Below are 24,185 nucleotides of genomic sequence, written 5' to 3'. Positions count from 1 at the left end.
GCGCAGCCCGCAAGGGCTGCGCGTGTTCGTCTGTCTGAGGAGTTCGCATGCCTGGAATCGAGTATCTCCTTCATGCCCTGAGCCCGATGAGTCTGCTGATCGCCTTCGCCGGCGTGCTGGCAGGCATCCTCATCGGTGCAATGCCAGGGCTGACCGCAACCATGGCGGTTGCGGTGCTGGTCCCCTTCACCTTCGGCATGGAGCCGGGTGTCGCGCTGATCGCGCTTGGCGCCATCTATACCGGTGCCATCTACGGCGGTGCCTATTCGGCCATCCTGCTGAAGACGCCGGGCACGCCGTCTTCGATCGCCACCACCTTCGACGGCTATCCGATGGCCAAGCGCGGCGATGGCGATCTTGCGCTCACGCTGGCCTGTCTGGCTTCGGTATTCGGCGGACTGGTGGGCGCAGCCTTCCTGCTGCTGCTCGCACCGCCGCTGGCCTCGGTCGCACTGAGCTTCGGTCCGGTCGAGTACTTCTGGCTCGCCATCTTCGGTCTCACCCTGATTGCGTCGCTCAGCGAAGGCAGCCTGATCAAGTCCCTGATCGGTGGCTGCATCGGCCTGTTGCTGTCGATGATCGGCGTCGCCGAGGTCGGTGGTGATGTGCGCTTTACCGGCGACTCGCAGGCCCTGCTCGGTGGCATCGACATCGTCTCCGCGCTGATCGGCCTGTACTGCGTGCCCGTGCTGCTTGAACTCGTGGCTTCGCCCGATCCGCACATGCGGCTCGGCAGCCGGGTGTCGAGCTACCGCCTGGGCGAGGGCATGCGCCAGTGCTGGAAATCGCGTTTCAACATCATGCGCAGTTCGGTGATCGGTACCATCGTTGGCATCCTGCCTGGCGCGGGCGGTTCGATCGCCTCGCTGATTGCCTACTCCGAGGCACGCCGTGTGGCCAAGCAGCCGGAGAAATTCGGCACCGGCGAGCCCGATGGTCTGCTGGCAACCGAGTCGTCCAACAACGCGACCGTCGGTGGCGGCTTCATCCCCACCCTGGTGCTCGGGATTCCGGGCACGCCGCCGGATGCGGTGATCCTCGGCGCGCTGCTGGTGCAGGGCGTGCGCGTAGGGCCGCAGCTGTTCGGCGAGCAAAGCGAGATCGTCTACACCTTCATCTACGGCCTGTTCATCGCCACCGTGCTGATGCTGCCGGTCGGTCTGCTGGTCGGCCGCTATGCCTTCAAGTCGCTGGTGGGCATTCCGAAGGCGCTGCTTGCCCCTTCGGTCGCCTTCCTCACCATTCTCGGCAGCTATGCCGTGCATAACAACGCACACGAAGTGCTGCAGATGGTGCTGCTTGGCGGCTTTGCCTGGGTGATGGCGAGCTGGGGCTTCTCCGCGTCGCCCATCGTGCTCGGGCTCATCCTCGGCAGCATCGCCGAAGGTGGATTCGTGCAGGGCTATCTGATCGGATCGGCCAAGGGCAGTGCGCTGGCGGAGTTCTTCGGGCGCCCGATCTCGATCGGCATCATCGTGTTCATCCTGATCGGTCTGATGTATCCGCTGCTGACCCGTCGCTTTGGCAAGAAGGAGATCAAGCATGAGTACGCATGAGGTGAAAGTGCGCGACGTGTCCGGCGTGATCGCGTCGGTGATTGCGATCGCGATCGGGGTGATGGTGCTGCGTGCGGCGCGTGACTTCGACACCCTGGGTGCGGTGTTTCCGCGCTCGGTGGCGGTGCTGATGATGGTGCTCGGTGCCTGCTACGTAGTGCTTGCCCTGCGCAAGCCGGGGGTGAGTCCGGCGCGGCTCGAAGGTTCAGGCATGCGCAGGCTGGCGCTGTTCGGCGTCATGCTGGGCTGGGCGCTGCTGCTCGAGCCGCTCGGCTTTCTCACCACCAGCCTGATCGGCTATGTGCTCGGGCTGCTGATCGCCAACTTCGATCGCTGGACCCCGCGCATGACGATGATCTACTGCGGCGCCGGGTGCTCGATGGTCGTGGGCCTGTTCCTGCTGTTCCGCTTTGCCCTGAAGGTGCCGTTGCCCCCCGGCATCCTGATCTGATCTGTGCCGCTTCATACGCTCAACCCCAGCAAGAGATAGAGGAAAAAAATGACAAAGGTCGTGATCTCCGAGTTCATGGATGAAAGTGCGGTGGATGCGCTGCGCGCCCGTTTCGATGTGCTGTATGACCCCAAGCTGGTGGACCAGCCGGCAGCCCTGCTCGCGGCGCTGGCGCAGGCGGATGGCCTGATCGTGCGCAACCGCACCCAGGTCAACGCCGACATGCTGGCAGCAGCGCCGGCACTGAAAGTGGTAGGTCGTCTTGGTGTGGGACTGGACAACATCGATGTGGTGCGGTGCAAGGCCGCAGCGGTTGAAGTGATCCCGGCCACCGGCGCCAATGCACTTGCCGTGGCCGAGTACGTCATTGGCACGGCGATGGTGCTGCTGCGCGGCAGCTATCTGTCGAGCAGCGAGGTGGCTGCCGGCGAATGGCCGCGTACCCGCATGTCGAATGGGCGCGAGACCGCAGGCAAGACCCTCGGCCTGGTCGGCTTCGGCGGCATTGGCCAGCTCACGGCCCGTCTGGCCCGTGGCCTCGGCATGCAGGTGGTGGCGCATGACCCGATGATCGCGAACGATGCGCCGGTGTGGGCGGAGTCGGGTGTGACCCCGCTGGCGCTCGATGCGCTGGTGAGCACGGCCGATGTCGTCAGCCTGCACGTACCGCTGACCGACGGCACCCGCGGCCTGTTCGGCGCAGCCTGCATCCAGTCGATGAAGGCGGGTGCCGTGCTGATCAACACCGCACGCGGCGGCATTGTCGACGAGGCGGCGCTGGCTGCGGCACTTCGCAGCGGGCACCTTGGCGGCGCGGCGCTGGACGTGTTCGAGGCCGAACCGCTGCCCGCAGGGTCGGCGCTGGTGGGTGTCCCCAACCTGATCCTCACGCCGCACATCGGCGGGGTGACGTTTGAATCCAACGAGCGTGTGAGCAGCCTGATCGCAGAGCGCGTCATCCGTTTTCTTGCAGACTGAGGAGCCGCACATGGCCAGACACACGATTGATCATCTGCTCGAACTGACTGCGGCTGCGCTGATGCGCGCAGGTGCGGGGCCCGACATGGCGGCGTCCACCGCGAGGTCGCTGGTGGCGGCCGAAGCGCAGGGGCTGGCTTCGCATGGGCTGGCGCGGGTGTCGCAGTACGCGGCCCATCTGCGCAATGGCCGCGTCAATGGCGATGCAAAGCCGAAGGTGGTGAGTGAGCGTGCCGCCGCCTGCCTGATCGACGCCGAAGAGGGGCTGGCTTTCCCGGCCTGCGATCTGGCGATCAAGGAGGCGATCGAGCGCGCCCGCAAGTGCGGCGTGGCCTTTGCCGGTATCACCCGCAGCCACCATTTCGGGGTGGCCGCACTGCACCTCGAGGCCGCGGCTGCCGCCGGCATGGTGGGACTTGCCTTCGGCAACTCACCGGCGGCGATGCCGGCCTGGGGCGGCAAGCGCGCCCTGTTCGGCACCAATCCGGTTGCTGCGGTGTTTCCGCGGCGCGACGGTGAGCCGATCACGATCGACCTCGCCTTGTCCGAAGTTGCGCGCGGAAAGCTGATGGTGGCTGCACGCGACGGCAAGTCGATCCCGACCGGCTGGGCGCTGGACAGGAACGGCGAGCCCACCACCGATCCGAAAGCCGGGCTCGAGGGCATGATGTGCCCGGCGGGCGGGGTGAAGGGGGCGATGCTGGCGATGATGGTGGAACTGCTGTGCTGCTCCCTGACCGGCGCGGCCTTCGGCTTCGAGGCCGACTCCTTCTTCGTCGAGGAGGGCAATCGTCCGCGCATCGGCCAGGCTTTCCTGGTGATCGATCCGGGCGCGCTGGCCGGCACGGACACCTATCTGGAGCGCGTCGAGACCCTGCTGACGGCCATGCTCGTCGATGAGGGCGTGCGTGTGCCGGGCGATCGTCGTCGCGGCATTGCGCTCAAGGCCATGAGCGAAGGCGTGGAAGTCGCCGACGCACTGCTCGCACAGCTGGTCTGAGTTTTTCCCCGCGCGGGCCTTCTGTCCGCGCGGGCCTTGAATACCCGATTGTGTTGTTGAGATGCCGGGCAGGGCCTGGCAGGGAGGAGTCATGTCGTTGAAGATTGGTGTGCCGGCTGAGACTCATCCCGGCGAACGCCGCATTCCGGTCGTGCCGGATGTGGTCAAGAAATATCAGGGCCTCGGTGCCCATGTGATGATGCAGACCGGCGCAGGTGTGCCGGCGCATTATCGAGACGATGCCTTTGCCGAGATCAGCGTGGTCGATGACGCGCAGTCGGTGTTCGGCGAAGCCGAGGTGGTGCTGTGCGTGCAACCGCCGACGCCGGAGTCGATCGCGGCGATGAAGCCGGGCAGCGTGCTGCTGGGCATGCTGCAGCCGTGGGCGGACGCCGAGCGGGTGAAGCTGCTGCAGGAGAAGCAGATCACCGCCTTTGCGCTCGAACTGCTGCCGCGCATCTCGCGCTCGCAGAGCATGGACGCGCTCTCCAGCCAGGCCGCAGTGGCCGGCTACGAGTGCGCGCTGATTGCCGCGGACCACTCGCCCAAGTTCTTCCCCATGCTCACCTACGCCGCAGGCACCATCCGCCCGGCCAAGGTGCTGGTGATCGGTGCCGGCGTGGCCGGGCTGCAGGCGATTGCCACCGCGCGCCGGATCGGCGCCATGGTCGAGGCCTACGACGTACGCCCCGAAACCCGTGAGCAGATCGAATCGCTCGGCGCCAAGTTCGTCGACACCGGCGTGGCCGCAGCGGGCACGGGCGGCTATGCGCGCGAACTCACCGACGAAGAGAAAGCCAAGCAGACCGAACGCCTGGCCAAGGCCGTGGCGCAGTGCGATGCGCTGATCACCACCGCGGCGATCCCGGGCCGGAAAGCCCCGCGCATCATCAGCGCGGACATGATCGCGAAGATGAAAGCCGGTGCGGTGGTCGTCGACATGGCCGCCGAGAGCGGCGGCAACGTCGAAGGCACGGTCGCGGGCGAGAAGGTGTGGATCAACGACGTGCTCGTGATCGGTCCCACCCACATCACCAGCCGCATGCCGGTGCATGCCTCGGAGATGTACGCCAAGAACCTGTTCAACTTCATTTCGCCCTTCATCAAGGACGGCGCGCTCGCGCTCGACTGGGAAGACGAAGTCATGGCCGGATGCTGTCTCACCCACGCGGGCGAAGTGCGCCACGCGGGCGTGAAGCAGATCCTCGGTCTGTAAGGAGAGACATCATGGAAGGCTTTGCCGCACTCTACATTTTCATGCTGGCCGCGTTTGCCGGCTACGAAGTCATCTCGCGCGTGCCGGTGATTCTGCACACGCCGCTGATGTCGGGCTCGAACTTCGTGCACGGCGTGGTGCTGATCGGCGCCATGGTCGCCCTCGGCCACGCCGACCCGGAAGACCCGGTGCAACTGGTGATCGGTTTCTTCGCGGTGTTCCTCGGCGCGGCCAACGCCGCCGGCGGCTACATCGTGACCGAGCGCATGCTGGCCATGTTCAAGCCCGGTGGGCGTAAGGAAGGGGGCGCGAAATGAGTTCAAACTGGTTTGTCAGCATGGCGTACTTCATCGCCGCGGTGGTGTTCATCCTCGGCCTGAAGGCCATGAGCTCGCCGGTGACCGCACGGCGCGGCATCGTCTGGGCCGGCTTCGCGATGATCGGCGCCACGGTGGTCACCTTCTTCATGCCGGGGCTGCACAACGTTGGGCTGATCGTTACCGCGATCGTGCTCGGCGGCGGCGTGGCCTGGTGGAGCGGCAAGACGGTGAAGATGACCGACATGCCGCAGATGGTCGCCATCTACAACGGCATGGGCGGCGGTGCGGCGGCGGCGATTGCCGGGGTCGAACTGGTGCGCGGCGCAGCGCACGACGGCATCACCTCCACCCTGATGGCGCTGGGCGCGATCATCGGTGCGGTGGCCTTCTCCGGCTCCTGCGTGGCCTTTGCCAAGCTGCAGGGCATCATGAAGAAGGCGATCCGGCTGCCGGCGCAGAACAACGTCAACTTCTTCCTCGCGCTGGCCACCTTCGGCGTGGGCCTGACGGTGAGCTACTCGGCGCAACCGAGCGGCTTTGAAGTGTTCATCTTCTTCGTGCTCGCGCTCGCGCTCGGCACGGTGCTGGTGATGCCGATCGGCGGCGCCGACATGCCGGTGGTGATCTCGCTGCTCAACGCCTTCACTGGCCTGGCGGTGGGCTTCGAAGGCTTCGTGCTCGGCAACCCCGCGCTGATCGTGGCCGGTATCGTGGTCGGCGCCTCGGGTACGCTGCTCACGCAGCTGATGGCGAAGGCGATGAACCGCCCGATCAAGAACATCATCTTCGCCCCGCTTACTGGCGCGGCGGCAGAGGGTGAGGGCGAGGCCATCGAAGGCACCATGAAGGAGTTCTCCGCGCTCGATGCCGCGTCGGTGATGCGTTACGCGAGCAAGGTCGTCATCGTGCCCGGTTACGGCATGGCGGTGGCCGGGGCGCAGCACAAGGTGTGGGAGATGGCGCAGCTGCTCGAAGAGGCCGGGGTGGAGGTGGTGTTTGCCATTCACCCGGTGGCGGGGCGGATGCCAGGGCACATGAACGTGCTGCTGGCCGAGGCCGGTGTGCCCTACGACAAGATCTTCGACCTTGAGGAGATCAATGCCGACTTCCCGCAGGCCGATGTGGCGCTGGTGATCGGTGCCAACGACGTGGTGAACCCGGTGGCGCGCACCGACAAGAGCAGCCCGATCTACGGCATGCCCATCCTCAACGTGGACATGGCGCACAACGTGATCGTGGTCAAGCGCGGCAAGGGTGCGGGCTACTCCGGCATCGAAAACGCGTTGTTCTACAAGGACAACTGCCGCATGCTGTACGGCAGTGCGCAGCAGGCCATCGGTGAGGTGATTACGCACGTGAAGGCGCTGGAGGCCTGACAACATGGAGCAGCCAAACATGAAGAAGATTCGCAGCATTCTGGTCGCGAACCGCAGTGAAATCGCCATTCGAGTATTCCGTGCCGCGAGCGAGATGAACATCCGCACGGTCGGCATCTATGCGCATGAAGACCGCCTCGCCCTGCACCGTTTCAAGGCCGACGAGGCCTACCAGGTGGGGGCGGGCAAGAAGCCGATTCAGGCCTATCTCGACATCCCCGACATCATCCGCATTGCGCGCGAGGCCAAGGTGGACGCAATCCATCCGGGCTACGGCTTCCTGTCCGAGAACCCGGATTTCGCCGAGGCCTGCGCCGCGGCCGGGATTGCCTTCATCGGCCCGAGCCCGGCGGTGATGCGTCAGCTCGGCAACAAGGTGTCTGCGCGCGAACTGGCGCAGCGTGCCGGTGTGCCGGTGGTGCCGGCGACGGGTGCGCTGCCGTATGACCTGGAGGCCTCGCGTCGCCTGGCGGCAGAGGTGGGCTACCCGCTGATGCTCAAGGCGAGCTGGGGCGGCGGTGGTCGCGGCATGCGCGCCATCGAGTCCGAGGCCGAACTCGGCGATGCGATCGATGCGGCGCGTCGCGAGGCTGCGGCCGCCTTTGGCAATGACGAGGTCTATCTCGAAAAGCTGGTGCGGCGTGCGCGGCACGTCGAAGTGCAGGTGCTTGGCGATACCCACGGCCAGCTGGTGCATCTGTTCGAGCGCGACTGCTCGGTACAGCGCCGCAACCAGAAGGTGGTGGAGCGCGCACCCGCACCCTATCTCGATGCGTGGCGGCGGGCAGAGCTGTGTGAAGCGGCGCTCAAGCTCGCACGTGAAGTGGGTTACTCGCACGCCGGGACGGTCGAGTTCCTGATGGACGTGGATAGCGGCGACTTCTACTTCATCGAGGTCAATCCGCGTATCCAGGTCGAACACACGGTGACCGAGCAGGTCACCGGCGTGGATATCGTCAAGGCGCAGATCCGTATCACCGAAGGCGCGCGCATCGGTGACGAAGACAGCATGATCCCGGACCAGGAGGCGATCCGCCTTCACGGCCATGCGCTGCAGTGCCGGGTCACCACCGAGGACCCCGAGAACGGATTCACCCCCGACTACGGCCGCATTACGGCCTACCGCAGCGCGGCGGGCCTGGGCGTGCGGCTCGACGGCGGTACCGCCTATTCCGGCGCGGTCATCACCCCGTTCTACGACTCCCTGCTGGTGAAAGTGACGGTGTGGGGCAATACGCCGGACGAGGCGAGCGCCCGCATGGATCGCGCCTTGCGCGAGTTCCGGGTGCGCGGCGTATCGACCAACCTCGCCTTTCTCGAGAACGTCATCGCCCACCCGCTGTTTACCTCGGGCGAATGCACCACGCGTTTCATCGACGAAACGCCCGCACTGTTCGATTTCCCGCTGCGTCAGGACAGGGCGACGCGACAGCTCAATTTCCTTGGCGAGGTCATCGTCAATGGCAATCCGGAGATGAAGGGCCGCACCGCGCCACCGCTGCCGATTCCGCGCCCGCGCCTGCCGGCGTGCGATCGCGGCGCGCCGATCCCGCCCGGCAGTCGTGACCGCCTCAAGGAAATGGGGGCGGAGGGCTTCTCGAAGTGGATGCGCGACGAACCGCGCGTGCTGCTCACCGACACCACGATGCGCGACGCCCACCAGTCGCTGTTCGCGACCCGCATGCGGACCGCCGACATGCTCGCCGTGGCGCCGCATTACGCACGCATGGGCGCCGATCTGTTCTCGCTCGAGTGCTGGGGTGGTGCGACCTTCGACGTCGCAATGCGCTTTCTGAAGGAAGACCCGTGGCAGCGCCTGGGGCTGTTGCGCGAGGCGATACCGAATGTGCTGTTCCAGATGCTGCTGCGGGGCTCGAACGCCGTTGGCTACACCAACTATGCGGACAACGTGGTGCGTCACTTCGTGCAGCAGGCCGCGCGCGGACCCGATGGCGTCGGTGGCATCGACCTGTTCCGCGTGTTCGATTCGCTCAACTGGGTGGACAACATGCGGGTCGCGATCGATGCGGTGCGCGACACCGGAGCGTTGTGCGAGGCGGTGATCTGCTATACCGGCGACCTGTTTGATGCGTCGCGCAGCAAGTACAACCTGAAGTACTACGTCGACATGGCCCGCGCACTCGAGAAGGCCGGTGCCAACATCCTGTGCATCAAGGACATGGCCGGCGTGTGCCGGCCGAATGCGGTCACCGAGCTGGTGCGGGTGCTGCGCGAGGAGACCGCGCTGCCGCTGCACTTCCACACCCACGACACCAGCGGCATCTCGGCCGCCAGCGTGCTCGCTGCGGTCGAGGCCGGGGTGGACGCGGTGGACGGGGCGCTCGACTCGATGAGCGGCCTGACTTCGCAGCCCAGCCTGGGCTCGATCGTGGCTGCACTCAAAGGGACAGCGCGCGATCCGAAAGTCGACCTGCGTGCGCTGCAGTCGCTGTCACGCTACTGGGAGGGGGTGCGCCGGCAGTATTCGCCCTTCGAGCCCGACATCCGTGCCGGCACGTCCGAGGTCTATCGCCACGAGATGCCGGGCGGGCAATACACCAACCTGCGCGAGCAGGCGCGGGCGGTGGGGATCGAGGAGCGCTGGCCGCAGGTGGCAGACGCCTATGCCGAGGTGAATCTGCTGTTCGGCGACATCGTCAAGGTCACCCCGTCCTCCAAGGTCGTGGGCGATATGGCCTTGTTCATGGTTACCAATGAGCTGCGCCCGGAGGACATCACCGATCCGAAGCGCGACATCGCCTTTCCCGAGTCGGTGGTGCAGTTGTTCCGCGGTGAGCTCGGCTACCCGCCGGACGGCTTCCCCGAAGCCCTGCAGAAGAAGGTGCTGAACGGTCTGGAGCCGGTCGTCGGGCGTGCCGCCGACCACCTGCCGGATGTGGATCTGGCGCAGGCAAAGGCGGCGCTCGAGACCGAGATCGGCCGCCCGGTGTCGGAAACCGACCTCGCTTCGTCGCTGATGTATCCGAAGGTGTTCCGCGATTTTGCGCGCCACGACAACCTGTACGGTGACGTTTCCGTGCTGCCGACGCCTGCGTTCTTCTATGGTCTGGTGGAGGGCGAGGAGATCTCGGTCGAAATCGACCGCGGCAAGACGCTGGTGATCCGCCTGCTCGGCCGCAGCGACACCGACGATGGCCATGTGAAGCTGTTCTTCGAGCTCAATGGCCAGCCGCGTCTGATCAAGGTGCCGGTTGCCGGCTTCAATGCGGTCGAGCGCCCCCAGGCCGACCCGGCCAATCCGGACCAGGTCGGTGCGCCGATGCCGGGCATGGTGGGAACGGTTGCCGTGCGCCCCGGCCAGCATGTCAGCAAGGGCGACATGCTGCTGACGCTGGAGGCGATGAAGATGGAGTTGTCGATCAAGGCCGAGCGCGACGGGGTGGTGAAGCAGGTCTACACCACGTCGGGCACCGTTGTAGCGGCCAAGGATCTGCTGCTCGACTTTTCGTGAGCCCTGGCGAGGGCGGCTTGCGCAGCGCGGGCGGGCTCAGAGTCCGCCGCGCTCGCGCGAGCTGCGTTCGCGTTCGGTCTTGAAAATGTAGCGCTGAATCTGGGTGTCGGCAGCGCGTGGCAGCTCGACGAAGCGGAAGCCGACGCGTTGCGTCAGCACGCCGCTGCGGGTTGATTGCTGCGAGTTGTTCCTGACCTCGAGCCGGACCGTGAGCGCTTCGCCATCGACCAGTTTGAGCACGCAATCGTCGATGACCTTGCCGATCGGCAGGTGCACGGTATCGAGCGGCAACTGCAAGGCGGTGCCGCCCGGGCTGATGTCGAGTACGCGGGCTTCGAGTGGTTCGGGGTCGGTTTCGTCGGCCTTTACGCCGAGCCGGCAGGAGACTTCGTGCGTCACCGGAACCTGCATGCGGTAGAACTCGCGCCGCTGCACGCGGGCCATCTGCTCGGGTATGCGCGCAGCAAGAGCGGGGCGACCGTCCAGCTGCATCTCGGTGAGCGGGCCAACCGAAAACTGGATCCGGATCTTGTCGAGCTGTGTGACGCACACCATGCGCTCGGCCTGCAACGCCCTGTCGTTGATCTGGCGGTCGGGGCTCACATCGAGAAAGACCCACTCCTCGTCGTCCGAGAGCGTCACCAGCGCCGTCAGAAAGGACTGGCCGCCGGGTGACAGGTGCGCGCTGATGAGCGAATGCCCGTCGATCAGTGCCTGCAACAGTTGGCGAATCTGGCGCTTCCCGTGCAGCAGGTATTTCTCGAGCGAGTCGTTTTGCAGCGGTGCGACGGCTTGGTTTTCGGTCTCTTCGGACATGCCTTGTCTGATGTGGGTGATACGCCTTTGTGAATACGGGTTCTTATAGCACGCCTCGCACTGCGCTGGTGCGCCAGCGACCGGATCGCGGCGTTTCTTCCTGCGTGAAAGGGGCGTTCAGAAATTGCCGCGTTCGCGGGCGTTGCGAGTGCGTTCGATCCTGAGAATGTAGCGCTGGATAATGCTGTCGGCGTTGCGCGGCAGGTCGAGAAACTCGCATCCCGCGCGTTGCATCTCGATTCCGTTGCGATTGACCAGCCGGAACAGGTTCCTGACTACCAGCCGGGTGCTGATCGGCTCGGCTTCGGGCAGGCGCAGGGTGCAGCCGGGAAACTCCATGTGCGGTTCGAACACGAAGTCCGAGGGCGGCACGGCGATCGCGATGCCGCCACTGCTGATGTCGATGATCCGGACTTCGACCGGCATGCCGCCGCCCGTGCCACCGGCAATCGGAAGTTCGCAGATCACCGACTGGGTGACGGGCGTCTGCAGGCGGTAGAACTCGCGGCGTTGCAGGCGCAGCACGCTGTCGGGCAGCAGGGCGCGGAATGCAGGCCGGCCATCGACCTGGATGCGGGCCGCGTTCTCCACCTGAAACTGGATGCGGATGTTGTGGAGCTGCGTGATGCAGGTGATCTGTGCCGCCTGTTCGATGCGGGTGTTGATCGATTCGTCCGTGCTGCCGTCCAGCAGCAGGGCAGTATCGTCGTCGGCCAGTCCGAGGACTGCGGTCAGAAAGGACTGGTTGCCGGGCGTCAGTTGTGCGCTCACCAGCGCACGACCGGTCACGAGACTGGTCAGCAGCTGACGGATTTCGCGGGGGCTCTGCAGCAGATATTTTTCTTCTTCATCTGAGCGGACGAGCTCGACCCGGGTGTGTGCGTTATCGGTGGACATGCGGTCTGACGCTGATGCGGTTTCCGGAGGGTATTGCGCAAATCTTATAGCACGACTCGGTGCGGGGTGCGCTGTCCGCGCTCAAGTGCGGCGCAATCGGTGCCTGCGAGGCGCTACTCGGGCTTCTTGGTCGGTGCGCCCATCAGGCCGGCCAGTGCGGGTGGTGGCGGTGGCGACGCATCGTTGCCCTGTTCGATACGGTACAGCCAGGCAAGCAGTTCTGCGACCGCGACGTAGAGCTGGGGCGGAATATGGGTGTCGAGATCGACCTGCATCAGCAGGGAGACCAGCTCGGGCGATTCGTGCACATAGACACCGGCTTCGCGCGCACGCTCGATGATCTCCTGCGCGATCAGGCCGCGCCCCTTGGCGACGACGCGCGGTGCGCCTTCGCCGCTGGAGTAGGTCAGGGCGACCGCTTCGCCGCGGCCCGGGGTTTCATCCGCGCTCATCACGCAACTCCACGACCATGCCGGTGAGCGGCACGGCGACGGCCTCTAGCGCGTCGGCCAGCGCACCCTGTCCGGCCTCGAGGGCGGCGATGGCTTCGGGGTCGTCTGCGCGCAGGCGCAAGGCAACGCCGGCCGGCGTCAGATGCAGCTGCGCTTCCATGCCGCCGAGGCGGGGCAGGGTGAGGCGAAGTGTGGTGTTCCATTCGGCAGGCGTTTCGGCCTCACCACCTTCGGCCTCGCCGCGCGGGTCCTCGATGATCCATTCGATCTTCTGCCCCGGCCACGCAAAGCCATGCCAGGCATACTGGTTGGTGGCCAGCGCATCGAGTTGCTGATGGACGACCGGCAGGGTGCGCTCGGCCACCGGGCCCGCCTTGCTGACGGCTGCCTCCGTCCCGAGCGCAGAGGCGACGCCTCGTGCATTCTCGCTCCCGGCAGCACCTGCCGCGACCGCGGCGTTGCCGGCGGCTTGCGCTGCAGTGCCCGATGCGGGGCCGGGGCGTGCGGCAAGCTGTGCGGCCTGCGAACCGGGCGTCGCGGCGGCCTGCGCCTGCGGCTCGCGCATCAGGGCTGCGAGGTCGGTCTTGCCCGACAGCCATTGCGCCTGATGCGACTCATAGAACAGCCCGCTCTGCGCCACGGCCTGACGCAGCATCGGCACCAGCGCGGCACCGTTTGCCGGCGGGGTGGTCAGCAGCGGCTGGTTGTTTGCCAGTACGACGGGCTTTGAGGCCGGCTGTCCGGTGAGCAGGAAACTGATCAGCTTGCCGGTCTGGCTCAGCGTTGAAGGGGCCGAACTGTTGGCCTGAGCGGCGTCGGGATTCGCCAGTCGGGCGAGCACCGCCTTGGGTGTGGTTTCGGCAACGATCAGTTCGAGTGTGTCGCCGGCCTTGGCGGAGGTGTTGAGCGCCAGCGTAACCTGCTTGCCCGCGACCAGTGCCTGAAAGGTGCCGTCAGGCAGGGTGCGTTGCAGGGTGGCAAAGAAGCGCTGACCGGGAACGAGCTCCGGCAGTTGCGCCTGGATCTCGCGCGCCCGTTGCAGCCCCGCGACCGGTGGATCGGTATTGAAGAAGCTTGCTTCGTTGAGCAGGCGGAGGCGGGCGGCGAGATCGGCTGGAATCATGGTGCGGGGCGTCCGGTCAGCAGACCGTCAAGCCGCTCACCCCCCGAGATTGCCGTACGCGTTGCGCACGGCCTTGTCTCGCACGGTGGTCGACAGCAGCTTGCGGGTGCTCTCAAGCGCGGGTTCGACGTGAGTACGGATCTCGCGGTCGAGTTCGAGAATGCTGCGGATACATCCGGCGAGCGTACGCTGCTCGTCCGCCGACAGCACGGAGCCGTTCGAGGCGCTCTGGGCCGACTTGCGCACGTCTGCTGCGGCATGTTCGAGTTCTGCGAGCTGATCCCAGTCGTTTTCACGTGCGGCCACGGCCATGGCCTCGTAAAGGCTCAGCAACTGGGCGCCGGTTCCGGGTGTCAGCATGACCGGTCTCCGTCAGGTCGAAACCTGGCCGGCGATGCCTTCCCAGGCTTCCCGCAGGCTGCTCAGCAGGTTGGCGACTTCTTCCAGCGCTGCCTCGTTGTTGTGCAGGTTGGCGTACAGGAGGCGCTCACCCATGTACTCGTAGAGTGCGTCCAGACGAGCGGCAAGTTCGCCGCCGGCTTCGAGGTCGAGACTGACCTTGAGCCCGTTGGTGATGATGTCGATCGCCTTCGACACGGCGGCACCTTTTGCCGGAATGTTCTTGTTGCGCATGGCAGCGGTGGCCGTGGCGATGGACAGCAGCGCGCCGTCGTAGAGCATCAGGATCAGCTTGTGGGGCGTGGCTGATTCGACGCTGGTCTGTGTGCCGATTCGGGCATAAGCCGATGCACGATTCGCGTATGAGGTTCCAAACATGAAAGTCGGCGTCCTTGTTACTTGGAACTGAAGGAAGGCAGGTTTGCCAACTGCTGCGTCAGATAGGTACTGGTCTGGCTCAGGCCGGAAATCAGCGTGTCGAGCGACGTGAATTGCGCCCGGTAGCGCGCTTCAGTGGCTTCAAGCCGGGTTTCCAGCGTGTCGTAATTTTTCGTGATCGACTTGATCGTCGAGTTGATCCCTTCCGTGCGGGCGGCGATCAGGCCGTCGCTGTCGATATAGGCGCTCAGGCGCGCATTGAAGGTGGTGGCGAAGCCATCGACGTCGTCGGTGCCGGTGAACAGGGCGGAGACGTTCATGTCGGAGTCGCTGAGCGCCGTCGAGAACTTGGTGCTGTCGAAAGCGAGGGTTCCGTCCTTGTCGAAGCTGATGCCGATCTGCGACATCGTCGTGGCGGTTCCAAGCCCGCTGAAAGAGGCGCTGAGCGAGCTTCGCAACTGACTGGCGATGCTGCGCGCGGTGGAGTCGCCAGTCAGCGTGGAAGCCGTACTGGTGTCGGTGTTGTAGGCCGTGAGGCTCTTGATCGTGCTGCTGACCTCGTTATAGGCCTTCACAAATGCTTCGATCGCAGATTTTGCCGCGGTCTGATCTTCGGACACGGAGACGGTATTGACCAGGCTGGTCGCGGTGCCGCTCGGCTCCTTGGTCAGCGTCAGGGTGACCCCTTCGATGACGTCGGAAATGGTGTTCTTGCCACGCGTGATCTCGATGCCGTCGACCTTGATGCGGGCATCCTGCGCAGCCTGAACGGAGTACATCGTATCCGTAGGAGCGGCCGTGGCGGCCGGGTCGAAGCTCAGCCCTGCGAGGCCATTGTCACCGGTCAGCTTGAATGCCATGTTGGCGCCCGTGGTGGTGCCACTGAGCACCAACTGATTCTGCGAGCCGTTGTTGACGATGCTGGCCTTGATGCCGAGCGTACTGTCGGCATTGATCGCATCGCGCAGTTCTGCAAGTGTGCTGCCCGTGAAGTCGAGCGAGGCAGTGCGCGCCGGCACGTCATCGACAAAGGTGTTCGATCCGTTGACCTCGGAGACTGTGCCGAAGTTGATCGTCAGCGTGCCGGCGGAGGGGACAAAGCTGGTGCTCGCAGGTGTCGAAATGCGCTGGATCTTTGCCATCTGCATTACATCCACGCTATAGCTTCCGGTTGAAGCGGCTGTGCTTGAGCTGACAGTGAAGCCGCCGTCGCCGCTCGATGTTGCCTTGGTTGCGGCAAATTTGTCCGCATCGTTCAAGGCAGTTGTTGCCGTCTGCAGCGACGAGAGCACGCTCTTGATCTGGCCGAAGGCGGAGAGTTTTGCCTGGTAGCTTGCTTCCTTGGCGGCGAGCAGGCTGAGCGGACGACTTTCTACCGTCATCAGTTGGCTGACGATCGACTCGATGTCGAGCCCCGAACCCAGACCAGTTGAAGTAATGCCCGCCATAACGTTCTCCTTCTAAGCCGCAGCCGCTCAGGCTTTCTGTTTGAGCAGCAAGCCCTGTAGGTTGTCCAGCGCCTTGGCGATGGTAATGATTTCCTCGGACGGAATCTGCCGGATGACTTCGTCAGTGCTCGAATCCACCACTTTGATGATGGTTTTTCCGGTGTCTTCCTCAATGGAGAAAAGCAAGTCCTGTGCCATTGGGGCGATTGCACTTCGCACTTCTTCCATCGCCTGCTCCACTTCCTGCAGCGAAGCGGGCGTGCCTGAAGACTGTTGCGATGTGGTGGCCGTCGCAGACGAAATCTGTTCAGCGCCGGTTGTCGTACCGCTGTTCCGTGTCGATCCCAAAGTCTGAGCCGACCCGGCGGGCGGTGCCGCAGTGGCGTGCGACAGCACATCGGACGCCATGGAACTGCTTAACGCAGGGATAGTCATGATTGCCTCCCTCAAGGGAAAGCGGCGCGAGGCTCTTGCGAACTTCGCGCCGTGTGGTTTTCCTCAGCCTACTCCGCTTAGCCGAGCAGCGAAAGTACGTTCTGCGGCAGGGCGTTGGCCTGGGACAGCATCGCGGTGCCGGCCTGTTGCAGAATCTGTGCGCGGGTCAGGTTGGCGGTTTCCGATGCGAAGTCGGTGTCACGAATCCGCGAACGCGAGGCCGACAGGTTCTCGGTTGTGGTCTGCAGGTTGGAGATGGTGGTCTCGAAGCGTGATTGCAGGGCGCCAAACTTTGCACGCTGACTATTCACCGCCGCGAGGGCTGAGTCGACCATGGCCAGTGTGCGCTGCGCTGCATCGACTGAACTGACATCCAGGTCACTGACCTTCTGCAACTGTCCTGCCGCTGCTGTGGCGTTAAAGAAGTCGGTTGTGTTGGCGGCAGCGACACTGAACGACTTTTCGGAGTCGAGGGCCAGCTGGCCCGTGGCGACTGCCGAAGCACCTGCGTTAGTCGCGGTGCCACCGATGGTCGCAGCGGCCGATCCGCTCGCAGCGTTGGCAATGGTGATGTTCTCACCTGCGGCGTTGAGCAGGGTGATGCCGTCATTGGTGTCGTTGATGCGCGCGGTGACGCCGGTCTTGGAAGACACGTCGTTGAACGCATTGACTGCCGAAGTCAGCCCGTCCTGATCAACAGCAGAGCCGACAGTGAAGGAGAGCGTCACTGCAGTGCTGTTGTTGGAAGAAACGTCGAACTTGTAGGTCGTGTTCGCCGCCATGGCGGTCACGTCGATTTCGGTCTTGGCCGATGCCTTCACGCCAGTGGTGCTGGTCTGCGCATTGATCAGTTCAGCAGCCTTCTTGGCCGAATCGCCCGCAGTAATCGAAACCGTGGCGGAGCCGGTCGCACCGCTAATCGTGATGGAGCCACCTGCGACACGGCTGGTCGCTGCAGCGTTGGAGGCAATTGCGTTGGCCGTGCTGCCGTTGGTCAGGTCGCCCGTGCCGCCTGCAGTGGTCGCCGCCTTGGAGCCGATGCGGTAGTTGCCATACTGGTTGGTGGAGAAGTTGGCCGTCGTTGCGGTGATGCTTTGACCCGCATTGGCACCAACCTGGAACGTTGCCGAAGTGAAGGAGCCGTCCATCAGCTTCTGGCCGTTGAATTCGGTGGTCTTGGCGATGCGGTCGAGCTCTTGCGTGAGCTGGTTGACTTCGTCGTTCAGTGCCTGACGGTCGGAAGCCGAGTTGGTCGCGTTCGACGACTGCACAGCGAGTTCGCGAATCCGCTGCAGGATGTCGCCAGATGACTGAAGCGCACCTTCTGCGGTCTGGGCGAGCGAGATGCCGTCGTTGGCATTACGCTGAGCCTGGTCAAGGCCGCGAATCTGGGCGGTGAAACGCTCGGAAATTGCGAGTCCGGCCGCGTCGTCCTTTGCACTGTTGATGCGCAGGCCGGAGGAGAGGCGCTGCAGCGAAGTGGCCAGCGAGCTGCCGGTGGTGTTCAGGTTGCGTTGGGCATTCAGCGACTGAACGTTGGTGTTGATAACTTGTGCCATGATTTTTCTCCGTTAGAGAAGTATCAAAAATGTCCGGCGCTGGCCGGGGTGTCCGATGCGAGCCAGATGTTGAATCCTGATTCCTGCGCTCTTGATTCCATTAACGGACCATGATCGGAGAACTTTAGGAAATTTCTCCCGCTTGTGTGCTTGACCTTGCAACGATTGCCGTGTCCGGGCAAGGCTGCGGGGAACACCGGTTAAGATGCGCGGCACCGACGATGCCTGGGGAATTGATTGATGGTGCAGCCCAAACTGCTTTCGGCGCATGACAGGGAATCCTTGAGCGCCGCTGCGACACATTTTTCTGCCGGGCGGCATGCACAGGCTGCTGCGCTTGCCGCGGCCTTGTGTCTGCGGCACCCCGAAGCTGGTCTCGCACACAAGCTGCATGGGTGTGCGTTACTGGAGATGGGGCGCGCGGCCGAGGCCGTGATTGCCCTGCGCGAAGCGGTGCGCTTGCTGCCACAGGACGCGCAGGCCATGAGCAATCTTGGTAATGCCCTGGCGGCAGATAATCAGCTGGATGCGGCCATCGAGGCGCACGAGCGGGCAATCGCAATGCAGCCGGGTGTGCCGACGCCGGTCTACAACCTCGGTTGCGTGTTGCTGCAGGCACATCGGCCCGGGGATGCGCTCAGGCATTTTCTGTCTGCCCATGCCCTGCTGCCGCAGGATCGCGAGCTTGCCCGCCTGTGCAGGGAGCTTCTGGTCGAGCGTGGCGACCTCGCGCAGGCAGAGCGCTTCTGTCGTGGCAATCTGAGTGCGCTTCCGGACGATGCAGGTGCGGCTGCTCTGCTGGGTGCCATTTTGCTGCAGACGGGCGAAGGCCAGCCCGCCGAGGCCGAGGGCTGGTTGCGCGAGGCTGTCCGCCTTGCGCCGGACGATGCGGTTTCATGGTCCAACCTCGGCCTTGCGCAGCGCGCCCGGCACGAAATCGGTGAGTCCATTGCGGCGGGTCGTCGGGCAGTGGCACTGGCGCCCGAGTGGGGACAGGGGTGGAGCAACCTCGGGGTAGCGCTGCGTGATGCGGGGCAGCTGGAGGAGGCCCGGACGGCACTGCTGAAGGCACTTGAGTGCGATTGCGAGTGCGCAGACGCCTATTACAACCTTGGCTGCACCGCGCAGGATCTTGGCGAACATGCGCTGGCGCGCGAGGCACTGATCGAGGCCGTAAAACGATCCGAACGCCCCGCATGGATACTGCAGGCGGCGCACGCATGTCGTCAGGTGCTCGACTGGGATGGGGCAGAGCTGCTCGAGAGCGCCTTTGCTGGACAGTTGAAAAGTGGCGAAGTCCTGAGCACGGGCGAGTCGCCTTCGCCGTTTGCGTGGCTGGCGACGCCGGGCTCGGACCCGGCCACCCAGTTGCAGCTCGCACGTCACTTCTCGGCCCGCTTTCCGCAAGCAGGGCAGACGCAGCCTCGTGCGCGGGCGGCGGGCCCTTTGCGCGTTGCGCTCCTGTCGGCGGATTTCCGCGATCACGCGACAGCTCACCTGCTCGCGGGTGCAATCGAGTACCACGACCCCGCCCGTTTCACCCTGATTGCCTACGATCATGGGCCCGACGTCCAGGACTCCTATCGCCAACGCTTGCAGCAAAGCATTCGCGAATGGGTGTCAGTGGGCGCGCTCAGCGACGAGGCTGCAGCGTGCCGCATGCGCGACGACGGCATCGACATCGCGATCGATCTCAAGGGCTGGACCCAGGGCTACCGGGGCGGCATCCTGGCTTATCGCCCTGCACCGGTGCAGATGCAATGGCTGGGCTTTCCGGGAACGATGGGTGCGCCGTGGATCGACTACATCATTGCCGATCCGGTGACGATTCCGCCGGGCGCGGAGGCGCACTACAGCGAGCGCGTTCTGAGCGTACCGGGCTGCTACCAGCCGAACGACCTGAAACGTGCCATCGGGCCGAGGGCTTCGCGCGCTGACCTCGGGCTGCCCGAAGGCGCGTTCGTGATGGCAGCGTTCCACCAGCCCTACAAGATCACACGTGCGGTTTTCGATCAGTGGATGCGCCTGCTCGGGGCCATCCCGAACGCCATCCTGTGGTTGCTCGAGGCCAGCCCCGAGGCGCGCGAGGCGATGATTGCGGCGACAAGCATGGCTGGCGTTGATCCGGGGCGTCTGGTCTGGGCTCCGCGGATGTCATCCGGGGGCCACCTAGGCCGCCTGGCTGCGGCCGATCTCGCGCTCGACGCATTTCCGGTGAATGCCCACACGACTGCGAGCGATGCGCTTTGGGCCGGCGTGCCACAGGTCGCGCGCTGCGGTACCACCTTCGTGTCACGGGTGTCGGCCAGCATTGTGAACGCTGCGGGATTGCCCGAGCTGGTAGCGCATGACGATGCGGCCTATGAGGCGCTGATCCTTGCGCTCGCGCATGATCGACCGGCGCTTGCCGCCTTGCGGACGCGCCTGCAGACGACGCGCGAACACTGCGCACTGTTCGATACGGCAGCCTTCGCCCGCCATCTCGGGCGCGGCCTCGAAATGGCCTGGGCGCGGCGGACGGATGGCCCAGGGGCGGGTCGTATCGAGGTCGCGGACTGATCAGCGCGTCCAGGCCGATAGCCACTCGGCGCGCCGGGCGTCGATCATCCAGTTCGCCCGGACTTCGGTCCGGAGTGAGTCTCCCAGCGACTGGCGTTCGTCTGCGTCGGCCAGCAAACGCCGGAGTGCAGCCACCCACTGCTGGGTGGTGTTCGCAACCCTGACGACCGGCAGCTTGCCTTGGTAAGGCAGGACATTGCTGCACACGACCGGATAGCCGAGCGCACCGTATTCGAGCAGCTTCAGGTTGCTCTTGGCTTCGTTGAAGGCATTGGCCGCGAGTGGCGCAATGGCGATGTCGAGCCCGAGGCCGGCCAGCGCCGCGGGATAGTTCTTTACAGCCACCGACGGGTGAAACTCGCGCACGAAGGGGCGAAGCGCATCGGGGCAGAAACCCAGGAAGACCCAGTCCACCTCGTCGGACAGGCTGCGCACCACGTCGTGCATGAGCGCCAGATCGCCTCCGTGACTGGTGCTGCCGGCCCAGCCGACGCGGAGTCGGGCGCCCTGTTTGCGGGTGGGCTGTAAGCCACCCCATATTGCATCGTCGAGGAGATTGGGGGCGACTACGGTTTCGTTTGCGAAGCGGCCATAAGCGTCTGCCAGCGCTGCGGTCGACACCACCAGGCGGTCGCACAGGCCGATGGCCTTTCCGATGCGGGCCTCGATATCGGCCGGAAAGCCTTTTCCGTGTTCGTTCTCGCGTGGGATACGGGTGATCAGGTCGTCCAGTTCGTAGATCAGCAGGCTGCGGCCATATTTGCGGTAGGCAGCCAGCCAGGTCAGCCCGAGGTCACTGAAGATGCGCTGAGTCACGACCGTGTCGGGGGCGACGGTCGCGAGCTCCCATGGGCCAAGGAAGCGGGTGCCGCCGCCGCCCTGAATCAGGCTGGCGCGGTTTAGCGCGCGCAGCGGCGTGGAAACGCGGATCTCGCCGCACCCGGCCAGGTCTGCGGGGTGGGCGTAGATGCGCGGCACCGGGTGCCAGGGCAGCGCATCCTGCGCGAGCGCTACGTCGGTCTGTAGCCGTGGCCGGTTGAAATGGCGCGTGAGCTGACGGTTGAAATACGGGTCGGTCGGGACGCGCTCAAGCCAGTCGTCGAGCAAAGCCTCATCGTCGCGCACAGGCGGGCCGAAGGACGGCGCTGGACGTGGTGCAGGCGCAACGACGGTCGAATAGGGCGTCCACACGGTGCGAAGGCCCCGCTCGGCGAGGCGCAGGCACAGGTCGACTTCGGCGTGGCGCGCTGGATAGCGGTCGGCTGCGAATCCGCCAGCGTCGTGGAAGGTTTTGCGCCGGATCATCAGGCACTGCGTCGAGACTGCGGTGCAGTTCTGTTCGAGCTGCAACTCACCCCCGTTGCCGGTATAGCCGACCGATACGTCCTGGAACGGGGTCGCGGCAACGCCCATCTGGCCGAGCCGGATCATGCCGTGCTGCAACGAGCCATCGGGCGCGATCACACGGCCGCCGGCTGCGCCGATGCTTGGCCTGAGCGCATGGCGGACCAGGGCATCGAGCCAGTCCGCATCGAGCGGGATCAGTCCGTTGCCCAGGAAAAGCAGCACGTCGGCCTCGGTCGCCGCTGCGAGCTGATTCGCCACAGCCGTCGGCGACCCTGCCGCGACCTCAATGATCCGGATGCCCTGTGAGCCGAGCGCAGCCAGTTGTTGCAGGCACTCACGCGTGTCGGCGGTACAGTCTGGCGCCAGCGGCAACAGGATCGAAAGGGGGGGAGTGGCCGGGTGGGAGAGGATGCCTTCCACTGACCGGAGCAGCATGCCGCGGTCGCCGATGCCAGTGATCACAATCGCGACCGCAGGGGGCTCCTGCGCGTGCTCGTAGCGAATACGGCAGCTGTCATCCAGCATGCCGTGTTCGATCCCGGCTGCATGGCCCTGGCGCCCGAGGTGGGCCTGCAGCAGCTCGGCGCGAAAACCAAGCGGAATCGGGGCTACGGAATCAGGCCGGCTCAGCGCAATGCGGGGAAGGTGAAGCATGTGGTGCCCATCTGCGTCTTCGAACGCGCGCAGCACGGCCGCCAGGGGCAATGCGTTGGTGGGGGAGTCGCCGATGTCCTGCAGGGCATTGCGGATGATCCCCGTGCTGGCAATGACGAGGCCGCCAATCCTGAGCGTGGATCTTAGCCAGTCGGGGTTGACCCCGGGGGCGAGCCAGGTTCGAACCGGTCTGCCGTCAGCATCCCGGGTGTCGCCGTCGGTCAGCAACAGGCTGGCTTCGGGGGCATCGATCAAGGCCTGGCTTGCGAACAGCAGGGCATCCTCGGCCAGAAGCTCGCCGCCGGCGAAAACGAGGTGCCAGTCGTCGCCCGAACTTTCGACCAGCTGCAGGGTGGCCGCCGCTGCCTGCTGCGGCTCGATGGTGTGCCAGCCAAGGCGCGAGGAGGCAATGTTCGGCGCGGCCCGCTGCGATAGCACCTCAAGCTGCCAGTGTTCATAGAGCTGGGCTGCAACCGAGTTCAGCGAGTCCTGAAGTTGAGCGTCGCTGCAGTTGGTGGCGTCGAGCACGATACGGATGTGCGGCGGGGCGCAGCCGCTCAGCCGCTGATCATGCAGCAGGCCGGCCGCCTTGCTGAGGCGTTGCGCAGACTGGCGCCTGGCATACGCTTCCCGTGGGACGAAACCGTTGTGGGAAAGCGGATCGACCAGCGGCGGGGATTTCAGTGTCCGTGGTGCGGCGGCCGTCTCGAGCGCACGGCGGGTGGCTTCGAGGTAGCCACGCCCGAACTTCTGGTCGGGTTCGAGATGGTTGCCCTCGGCCCATTCGTTCCACGCGTTGATGAAGACCAGTTGCTGGCTCTCGGGACGGTCGGATACGCTGCGCAAGGTCTCGGTCAGCCAGTGCTCATAGGCTTCCGGCGCGCTGTCGGCGATGATGAAGGCGTTCTTCTTGCGGCGGGCGGAGTTGTCCCATGACGGCGTGACGCCGGGAAAGCGCAGGTGCGGGACATCGGGCCGGTCCAGTTGCGACTCGACCATGTCGCGGTAGTCGACCACGAAATGCTCGTCGGGCAGCACGACGCTCGGGTTGTCGTCGTTGATTGCCATCCAGTCGGGCTGGAAGTCTACCGAGGCGTCGAACCCCAGCACGTGGGGATCATCGCGCTCGTTGAAGAAGTTCTCCACGCGGCAGATGAAAATTTCGCCAATACCCGCCTTGCGCGCTTCGTTGCGCCAGATGGTGGTCGTACGCTTCGGGTCGGGCAGATGGCGGGCGCGGTAGATCAGGATCAGTGGCTTGCCGTCGACCCGGATATAGCGTGGATCACGGAAAGCCTCGATCAGGTATTGAATGTGCTCGCGATCGTCGTCGTCGTTGTAGTTCTGGCCGATCAGGATTTCCTGCTCGGCGCCGTCCCAGCGCCGGGTCCAGTTCTCGTTGGCCCAGCACAGGCAGAAGGGGAAGTCCGGTTCGCCGGACGCAAGGATCTCTTCCACTGGGCGCTCGAGCAGGCGCTTCCCGTTGAACCAGTAGTGGTAGTAGCAGAAGCCGTGGATGCCGTATTCGCGTGCAAGTTCGGCCTGCGCGGCGCGAGCCTCGGGCAGGCGCAGGTCATAGAAGCCGAGATCGGTCGGCAACTGCGGCTGGTGGTGGCCGGGGAAATGGGGCGTGGCGCGTGCAACGTTGGTCCATTCAGTGAAGCCCTTGCCCCACCAGGCATCGTTTTCAGGAATCGGGTGGAATTGGGGCAGGTGGAAGGCGATCAGTTTCGGCTGCATGGGCGGTGT

General features: G+C 64.9%; 19 protein-coding genes. 9 read left to right on the top strand and 10 right to left on the bottom strand.

The window, feature by feature from the left end; genetic code table 11:
- Nucleotides 1-47 precede the first annotated feature (47 nt).
- The 8 genes from CEW87_RS21080 (at nucleotide 48) to CEW87_RS21045 (ending at nucleotide 10,369) form a co-directional block, all read left to right on the top strand.
- The gene (locus tag CEW87_RS21080) at nucleotides 48-1,556 is read left to right on the top strand and encodes a tripartite tricarboxylate transporter permease (protein ID WP_108976181.1); all 1,509 of its coding nucleotides are present in this window, start codon (nucleotides 48-50) and stop codon (nucleotides 1,554-1,556) included.
- A complete protein-coding gene (locus tag CEW87_RS21075) occupies nucleotides 1,543-2,007 on the top strand; it encodes a tripartite tricarboxylate transporter TctB family protein (RefSeq protein ID WP_108976179.1) in 465 nt (154 codons plus the stop codon). Before CEW87_RS21080 ends, CEW87_RS21075 begins: the two co-directional genes overlap by 14 nt.
- A 48-nt stretch (nucleotides 2,008-2,055) precedes the next feature.
- Nucleotides 2,056-2,985, top strand: a complete 930-nt coding sequence (locus tag CEW87_RS21070) for a hydroxyacid dehydrogenase (protein WP_108976177.1) — start codon at nucleotides 2,056-2,058, stop codon at nucleotides 2,983-2,985.
- A gap of 10 nt (nucleotides 2,986-2,995) precedes the next feature.
- On the top strand, nucleotides 2,996-3,985 hold the full coding sequence (locus CEW87_RS21065) for an Ldh family oxidoreductase (protein WP_108976175.1): 990 nt from the start codon (nucleotides 2,996-2,998) through the stop codon (nucleotides 3,983-3,985).
- 91 nt (nucleotides 3,986-4,076) lie between these two features.
- Entirely contained in the window at nucleotides 4,077-5,201 is a 1,125-nt protein-coding gene (locus CEW87_RS21060; protein WP_108976173.1) for an NAD(P) transhydrogenase subunit alpha, read from the top strand.
- An 11-nt stretch (nucleotides 5,202-5,212) separates the two neighbouring features.
- The gene (locus tag CEW87_RS21055; protein ID WP_108948930.1) at nucleotides 5,213-5,518 is read left to right on the top strand and encodes an NAD(P) transhydrogenase subunit alpha; all 306 of its coding nucleotides are present in this window, start codon (nucleotides 5,213-5,215) and stop codon (nucleotides 5,516-5,518) included.
- Nucleotides 5,515-6,897 carry an NAD(P)(+) transhydrogenase (Re/Si-specific) subunit beta gene (locus tag CEW87_RS21050; RefSeq protein WP_108948929.1) on the top strand — a complete coding sequence of 461 codons (1,383 nt, stop codon included), beginning with the start codon at nucleotides 5,515-5,517 and terminating at the stop codon, nucleotides 6,895-6,897. Before CEW87_RS21055 ends, CEW87_RS21050 begins: the two co-directional genes overlap by 4 nt.
- 19 nt (nucleotides 6,898-6,916) lie before the next feature.
- Entirely contained in the window at nucleotides 6,917-10,369 is a 3,453-nt protein-coding gene (locus CEW87_RS21045; RefSeq protein ID WP_108977440.1) for a pyruvate carboxylase, read from the top strand.
- 36 nt (nucleotides 10,370-10,405) lie between these two features.
- Here CEW87_RS21045 and CEW87_RS21040 read toward each other — a convergent pair whose 3' ends face one another.
- From CEW87_RS21040 to CEW87_RS21000, 9 genes are all read right to left on the bottom strand, one after another.
- Nucleotides 10,406-11,185, bottom strand: a complete 780-nt coding sequence (locus CEW87_RS21040; RefSeq protein WP_108976171.1) for a flagellar brake protein — start codon at nucleotides 11,183-11,185, stop codon at nucleotides 10,406-10,408.
- A 117-nt stretch (nucleotides 11,186-11,302) separates the two neighbouring features.
- Nucleotides 11,303-12,082: a flagellar brake protein gene (locus CEW87_RS21035; RefSeq protein WP_108976169.1), complete on the bottom strand. Its 780-nt coding sequence runs from the start codon at nucleotides 12,080-12,082 to the stop codon at nucleotides 11,303-11,305.
- A gap of 113 nt (nucleotides 12,083-12,195) precedes the next feature.
- Nucleotides 12,196-12,534, bottom strand: coding sequence for an EscU/YscU/HrcU family type III secretion system export apparatus switch protein (locus CEW87_RS21030; protein WP_108976167.1), 339 nt, complete (start codon nucleotides 12,532-12,534; stop codon nucleotides 12,196-12,198).
- On the bottom strand, nucleotides 12,521-13,657 hold the full coding sequence (locus CEW87_RS21025) for a flagellar hook-length control protein FliK (protein ID WP_108976165.1): 1,137 nt from the start codon (nucleotides 13,655-13,657) through the stop codon (nucleotides 12,521-12,523). Before CEW87_RS21025 ends, CEW87_RS21030 begins: the two co-directional genes overlap by 14 nt.
- A 36-nt stretch (nucleotides 13,658-13,693) precedes the next feature.
- A complete protein-coding gene (locus tag CEW87_RS21020) occupies nucleotides 13,694-14,017 on the bottom strand; it encodes a flagellar protein FliT (RefSeq protein ID WP_108976164.1) in 324 nt (107 codons plus the stop codon).
- Nucleotides 14,018-14,029: 12 nt separating this feature from the next.
- The gene (gene fliS, locus CEW87_RS21015; RefSeq protein ID WP_108976162.1) at nucleotides 14,030-14,434 is read right to left on the bottom strand and encodes a flagellar export chaperone FliS; all 405 of its coding nucleotides are present in this window, start codon (nucleotides 14,432-14,434) and stop codon (nucleotides 14,030-14,032) included.
- Nucleotides 14,435-14,451: 17 nt separating this feature from the next.
- Complete coding sequence (fliD, locus tag CEW87_RS21010; protein WP_108976160.1) at nucleotides 14,452-15,882, bottom strand: flagellar filament capping protein FliD; 1,431 nt, start codon at nucleotides 15,880-15,882, stop codon at nucleotides 14,452-14,454.
- A 27-nt stretch (nucleotides 15,883-15,909) separates the two neighbouring features.
- Nucleotides 15,910-16,317, bottom strand: a complete 408-nt coding sequence (locus CEW87_RS21005) for a flagellar protein FlaG (protein WP_108976158.1) — start codon at nucleotides 16,315-16,317, stop codon at nucleotides 15,910-15,912.
- Nucleotides 16,318-16,394: 77 nt separating this feature from the next.
- Complete coding sequence (locus CEW87_RS21000) at nucleotides 16,395-17,876, bottom strand: flagellin (protein ID WP_108976156.1); 1,482 nt, start codon at nucleotides 17,874-17,876, stop codon at nucleotides 16,395-16,397.
- 240 nt (nucleotides 17,877-18,116) lie between these two features.
- Here CEW87_RS21000 and CEW87_RS20995 point away from each other — a divergent pair, with 240 nt between their 5' ends.
- Nucleotides 18,117-20,435, top strand: coding sequence for a tetratricopeptide repeat protein (locus tag CEW87_RS20995; protein WP_108976154.1), 2,319 nt, complete (start codon nucleotides 18,117-18,119; stop codon nucleotides 20,433-20,435).
- Here the strand turns inward: CEW87_RS20995 and CEW87_RS20990 are convergent, their stop codons facing one another.
- A complete protein-coding gene (locus CEW87_RS20990) occupies nucleotides 20,436-24,176 on the bottom strand; it encodes a glycoside hydrolase family 99-like domain-containing protein (RefSeq protein WP_108976152.1) in 3,741 nt (1,246 codons plus the stop codon).
- Nucleotides 24,177-24,185: the final 9 nt, after the last annotated feature.

It is taken from the genome of Parazoarcus communis (assembly GCF_003111665.1).
Taxonomy (GTDB): domain Bacteria; phylum Pseudomonadota; class Gammaproteobacteria; order Burkholderiales; family Rhodocyclaceae; genus Parazoarcus; species Parazoarcus communis_B.
The sequence above is the reverse complement of the archived record's forward strand: the minus strand, read 5'-3'. Positions and strand labels throughout refer to the sequence as shown.

Excerpts from the sequence above, each read along its gene's own strand:
- CEW87_RS21080 (WP_108976181.1), top strand. The coding sequence starts at position 48 with ATGCCTGGAATCGAGTATCTCCTTCATGCCCTGAGCCCGATGAGTCTG.
- CEW87_RS21075 (WP_108976179.1), top strand. The coding sequence starts at position 1,543 with ATGAGTACGCATGAGGTGAAAGTGCGCGACGTGTCCGGCGTGATCGCG.
- CEW87_RS21070 (WP_108976177.1), top strand. The coding sequence starts at position 2,056 with ATGACAAAGGTCGTGATCTCCGAGTTCATGGATGAAAGTGCGGTGGAT.
- CEW87_RS21065 (WP_108976175.1), top strand. The coding sequence starts at position 2,996 with ATGGCCAGACACACGATTGATCATCTGCTCGAACTGACTGCGGCTGCG.
- CEW87_RS21060 (WP_108976173.1), top strand. The coding sequence starts at position 4,077 with ATGTCGTTGAAGATTGGTGTGCCGGCTGAGACTCATCCCGGCGAACGC.
- CEW87_RS21055 (WP_108948930.1), top strand. The coding sequence starts at position 5,213 with ATGGAAGGCTTTGCCGCACTCTACATTTTCATGCTGGCCGCGTTTGCC.
- CEW87_RS21050 (WP_108948929.1), top strand. The coding sequence starts at position 5,515 with ATGAGTTCAAACTGGTTTGTCAGCATGGCGTACTTCATCGCCGCGGTG.
- CEW87_RS21045 (WP_108977440.1), top strand. The coding sequence starts at position 6,917 with ATGAAGAAGATTCGCAGCATTCTGGTCGCGAACCGCAGTGAAATCGCC.
- CEW87_RS21040 (WP_108976171.1), bottom strand. The coding sequence starts at position 11,185 with ATGTCCGAAGAGACCGAAAACCAAGCCGTCGCACCGCTGCAAAACGAC.
- CEW87_RS21035 (WP_108976169.1), bottom strand. The coding sequence starts at position 12,082 with ATGTCCACCGATAACGCACACACCCGGGTCGAGCTCGTCCGCTCAGAT.
- CEW87_RS21030 (WP_108976167.1), bottom strand. The coding sequence starts at position 12,534 with ATGAGCGCGGATGAAACCCCGGGCCGCGGCGAAGCGGTCGCCCTGACC.
- CEW87_RS21025 (WP_108976165.1), bottom strand. The coding sequence starts at position 13,657 with ATGATTCCAGCCGATCTCGCCGCCCGCCTCCGCCTGCTCAACGAAGCA.
- CEW87_RS21020 (WP_108976164.1), bottom strand. The coding sequence starts at position 14,017 with ATGCTGACACCCGGAACCGGCGCCCAGTTGCTGAGCCTTTACGAGGCC.
- fliS (WP_108976162.1), bottom strand. The coding sequence starts at position 14,434 with ATGTTTGGAACCTCATACGCGAATCGTGCATCGGCTTATGCCCGAATC.
- fliD (WP_108976160.1), bottom strand. The coding sequence starts at position 15,882 with ATGGCGGGCATTACTTCAACTGGTCTGGGTTCGGGGCTCGACATCGAG.
- CEW87_RS21005 (WP_108976158.1), bottom strand. The coding sequence starts at position 16,317 with ATGACTATCCCTGCGTTAAGCAGTTCCATGGCGTCCGATGTGCTGTCG.
- CEW87_RS21000 (WP_108976156.1), bottom strand. The coding sequence starts at position 17,876 with ATGGCACAAGTTATCAACACCAACGTTCAGTCGCTGAATGCCCAACGC.
- CEW87_RS20995 (WP_108976154.1), top strand. The coding sequence starts at position 18,117 with ATGGTGCAGCCCAAACTGCTTTCGGCGCATGACAGGGAATCCTTGAGC.
- CEW87_RS20990 (WP_108976152.1), bottom strand. The coding sequence starts at position 24,176 with ATGCAGCCGAAACTGATCGCCTTCCACCTGCCCCAATTCCACCCGATT.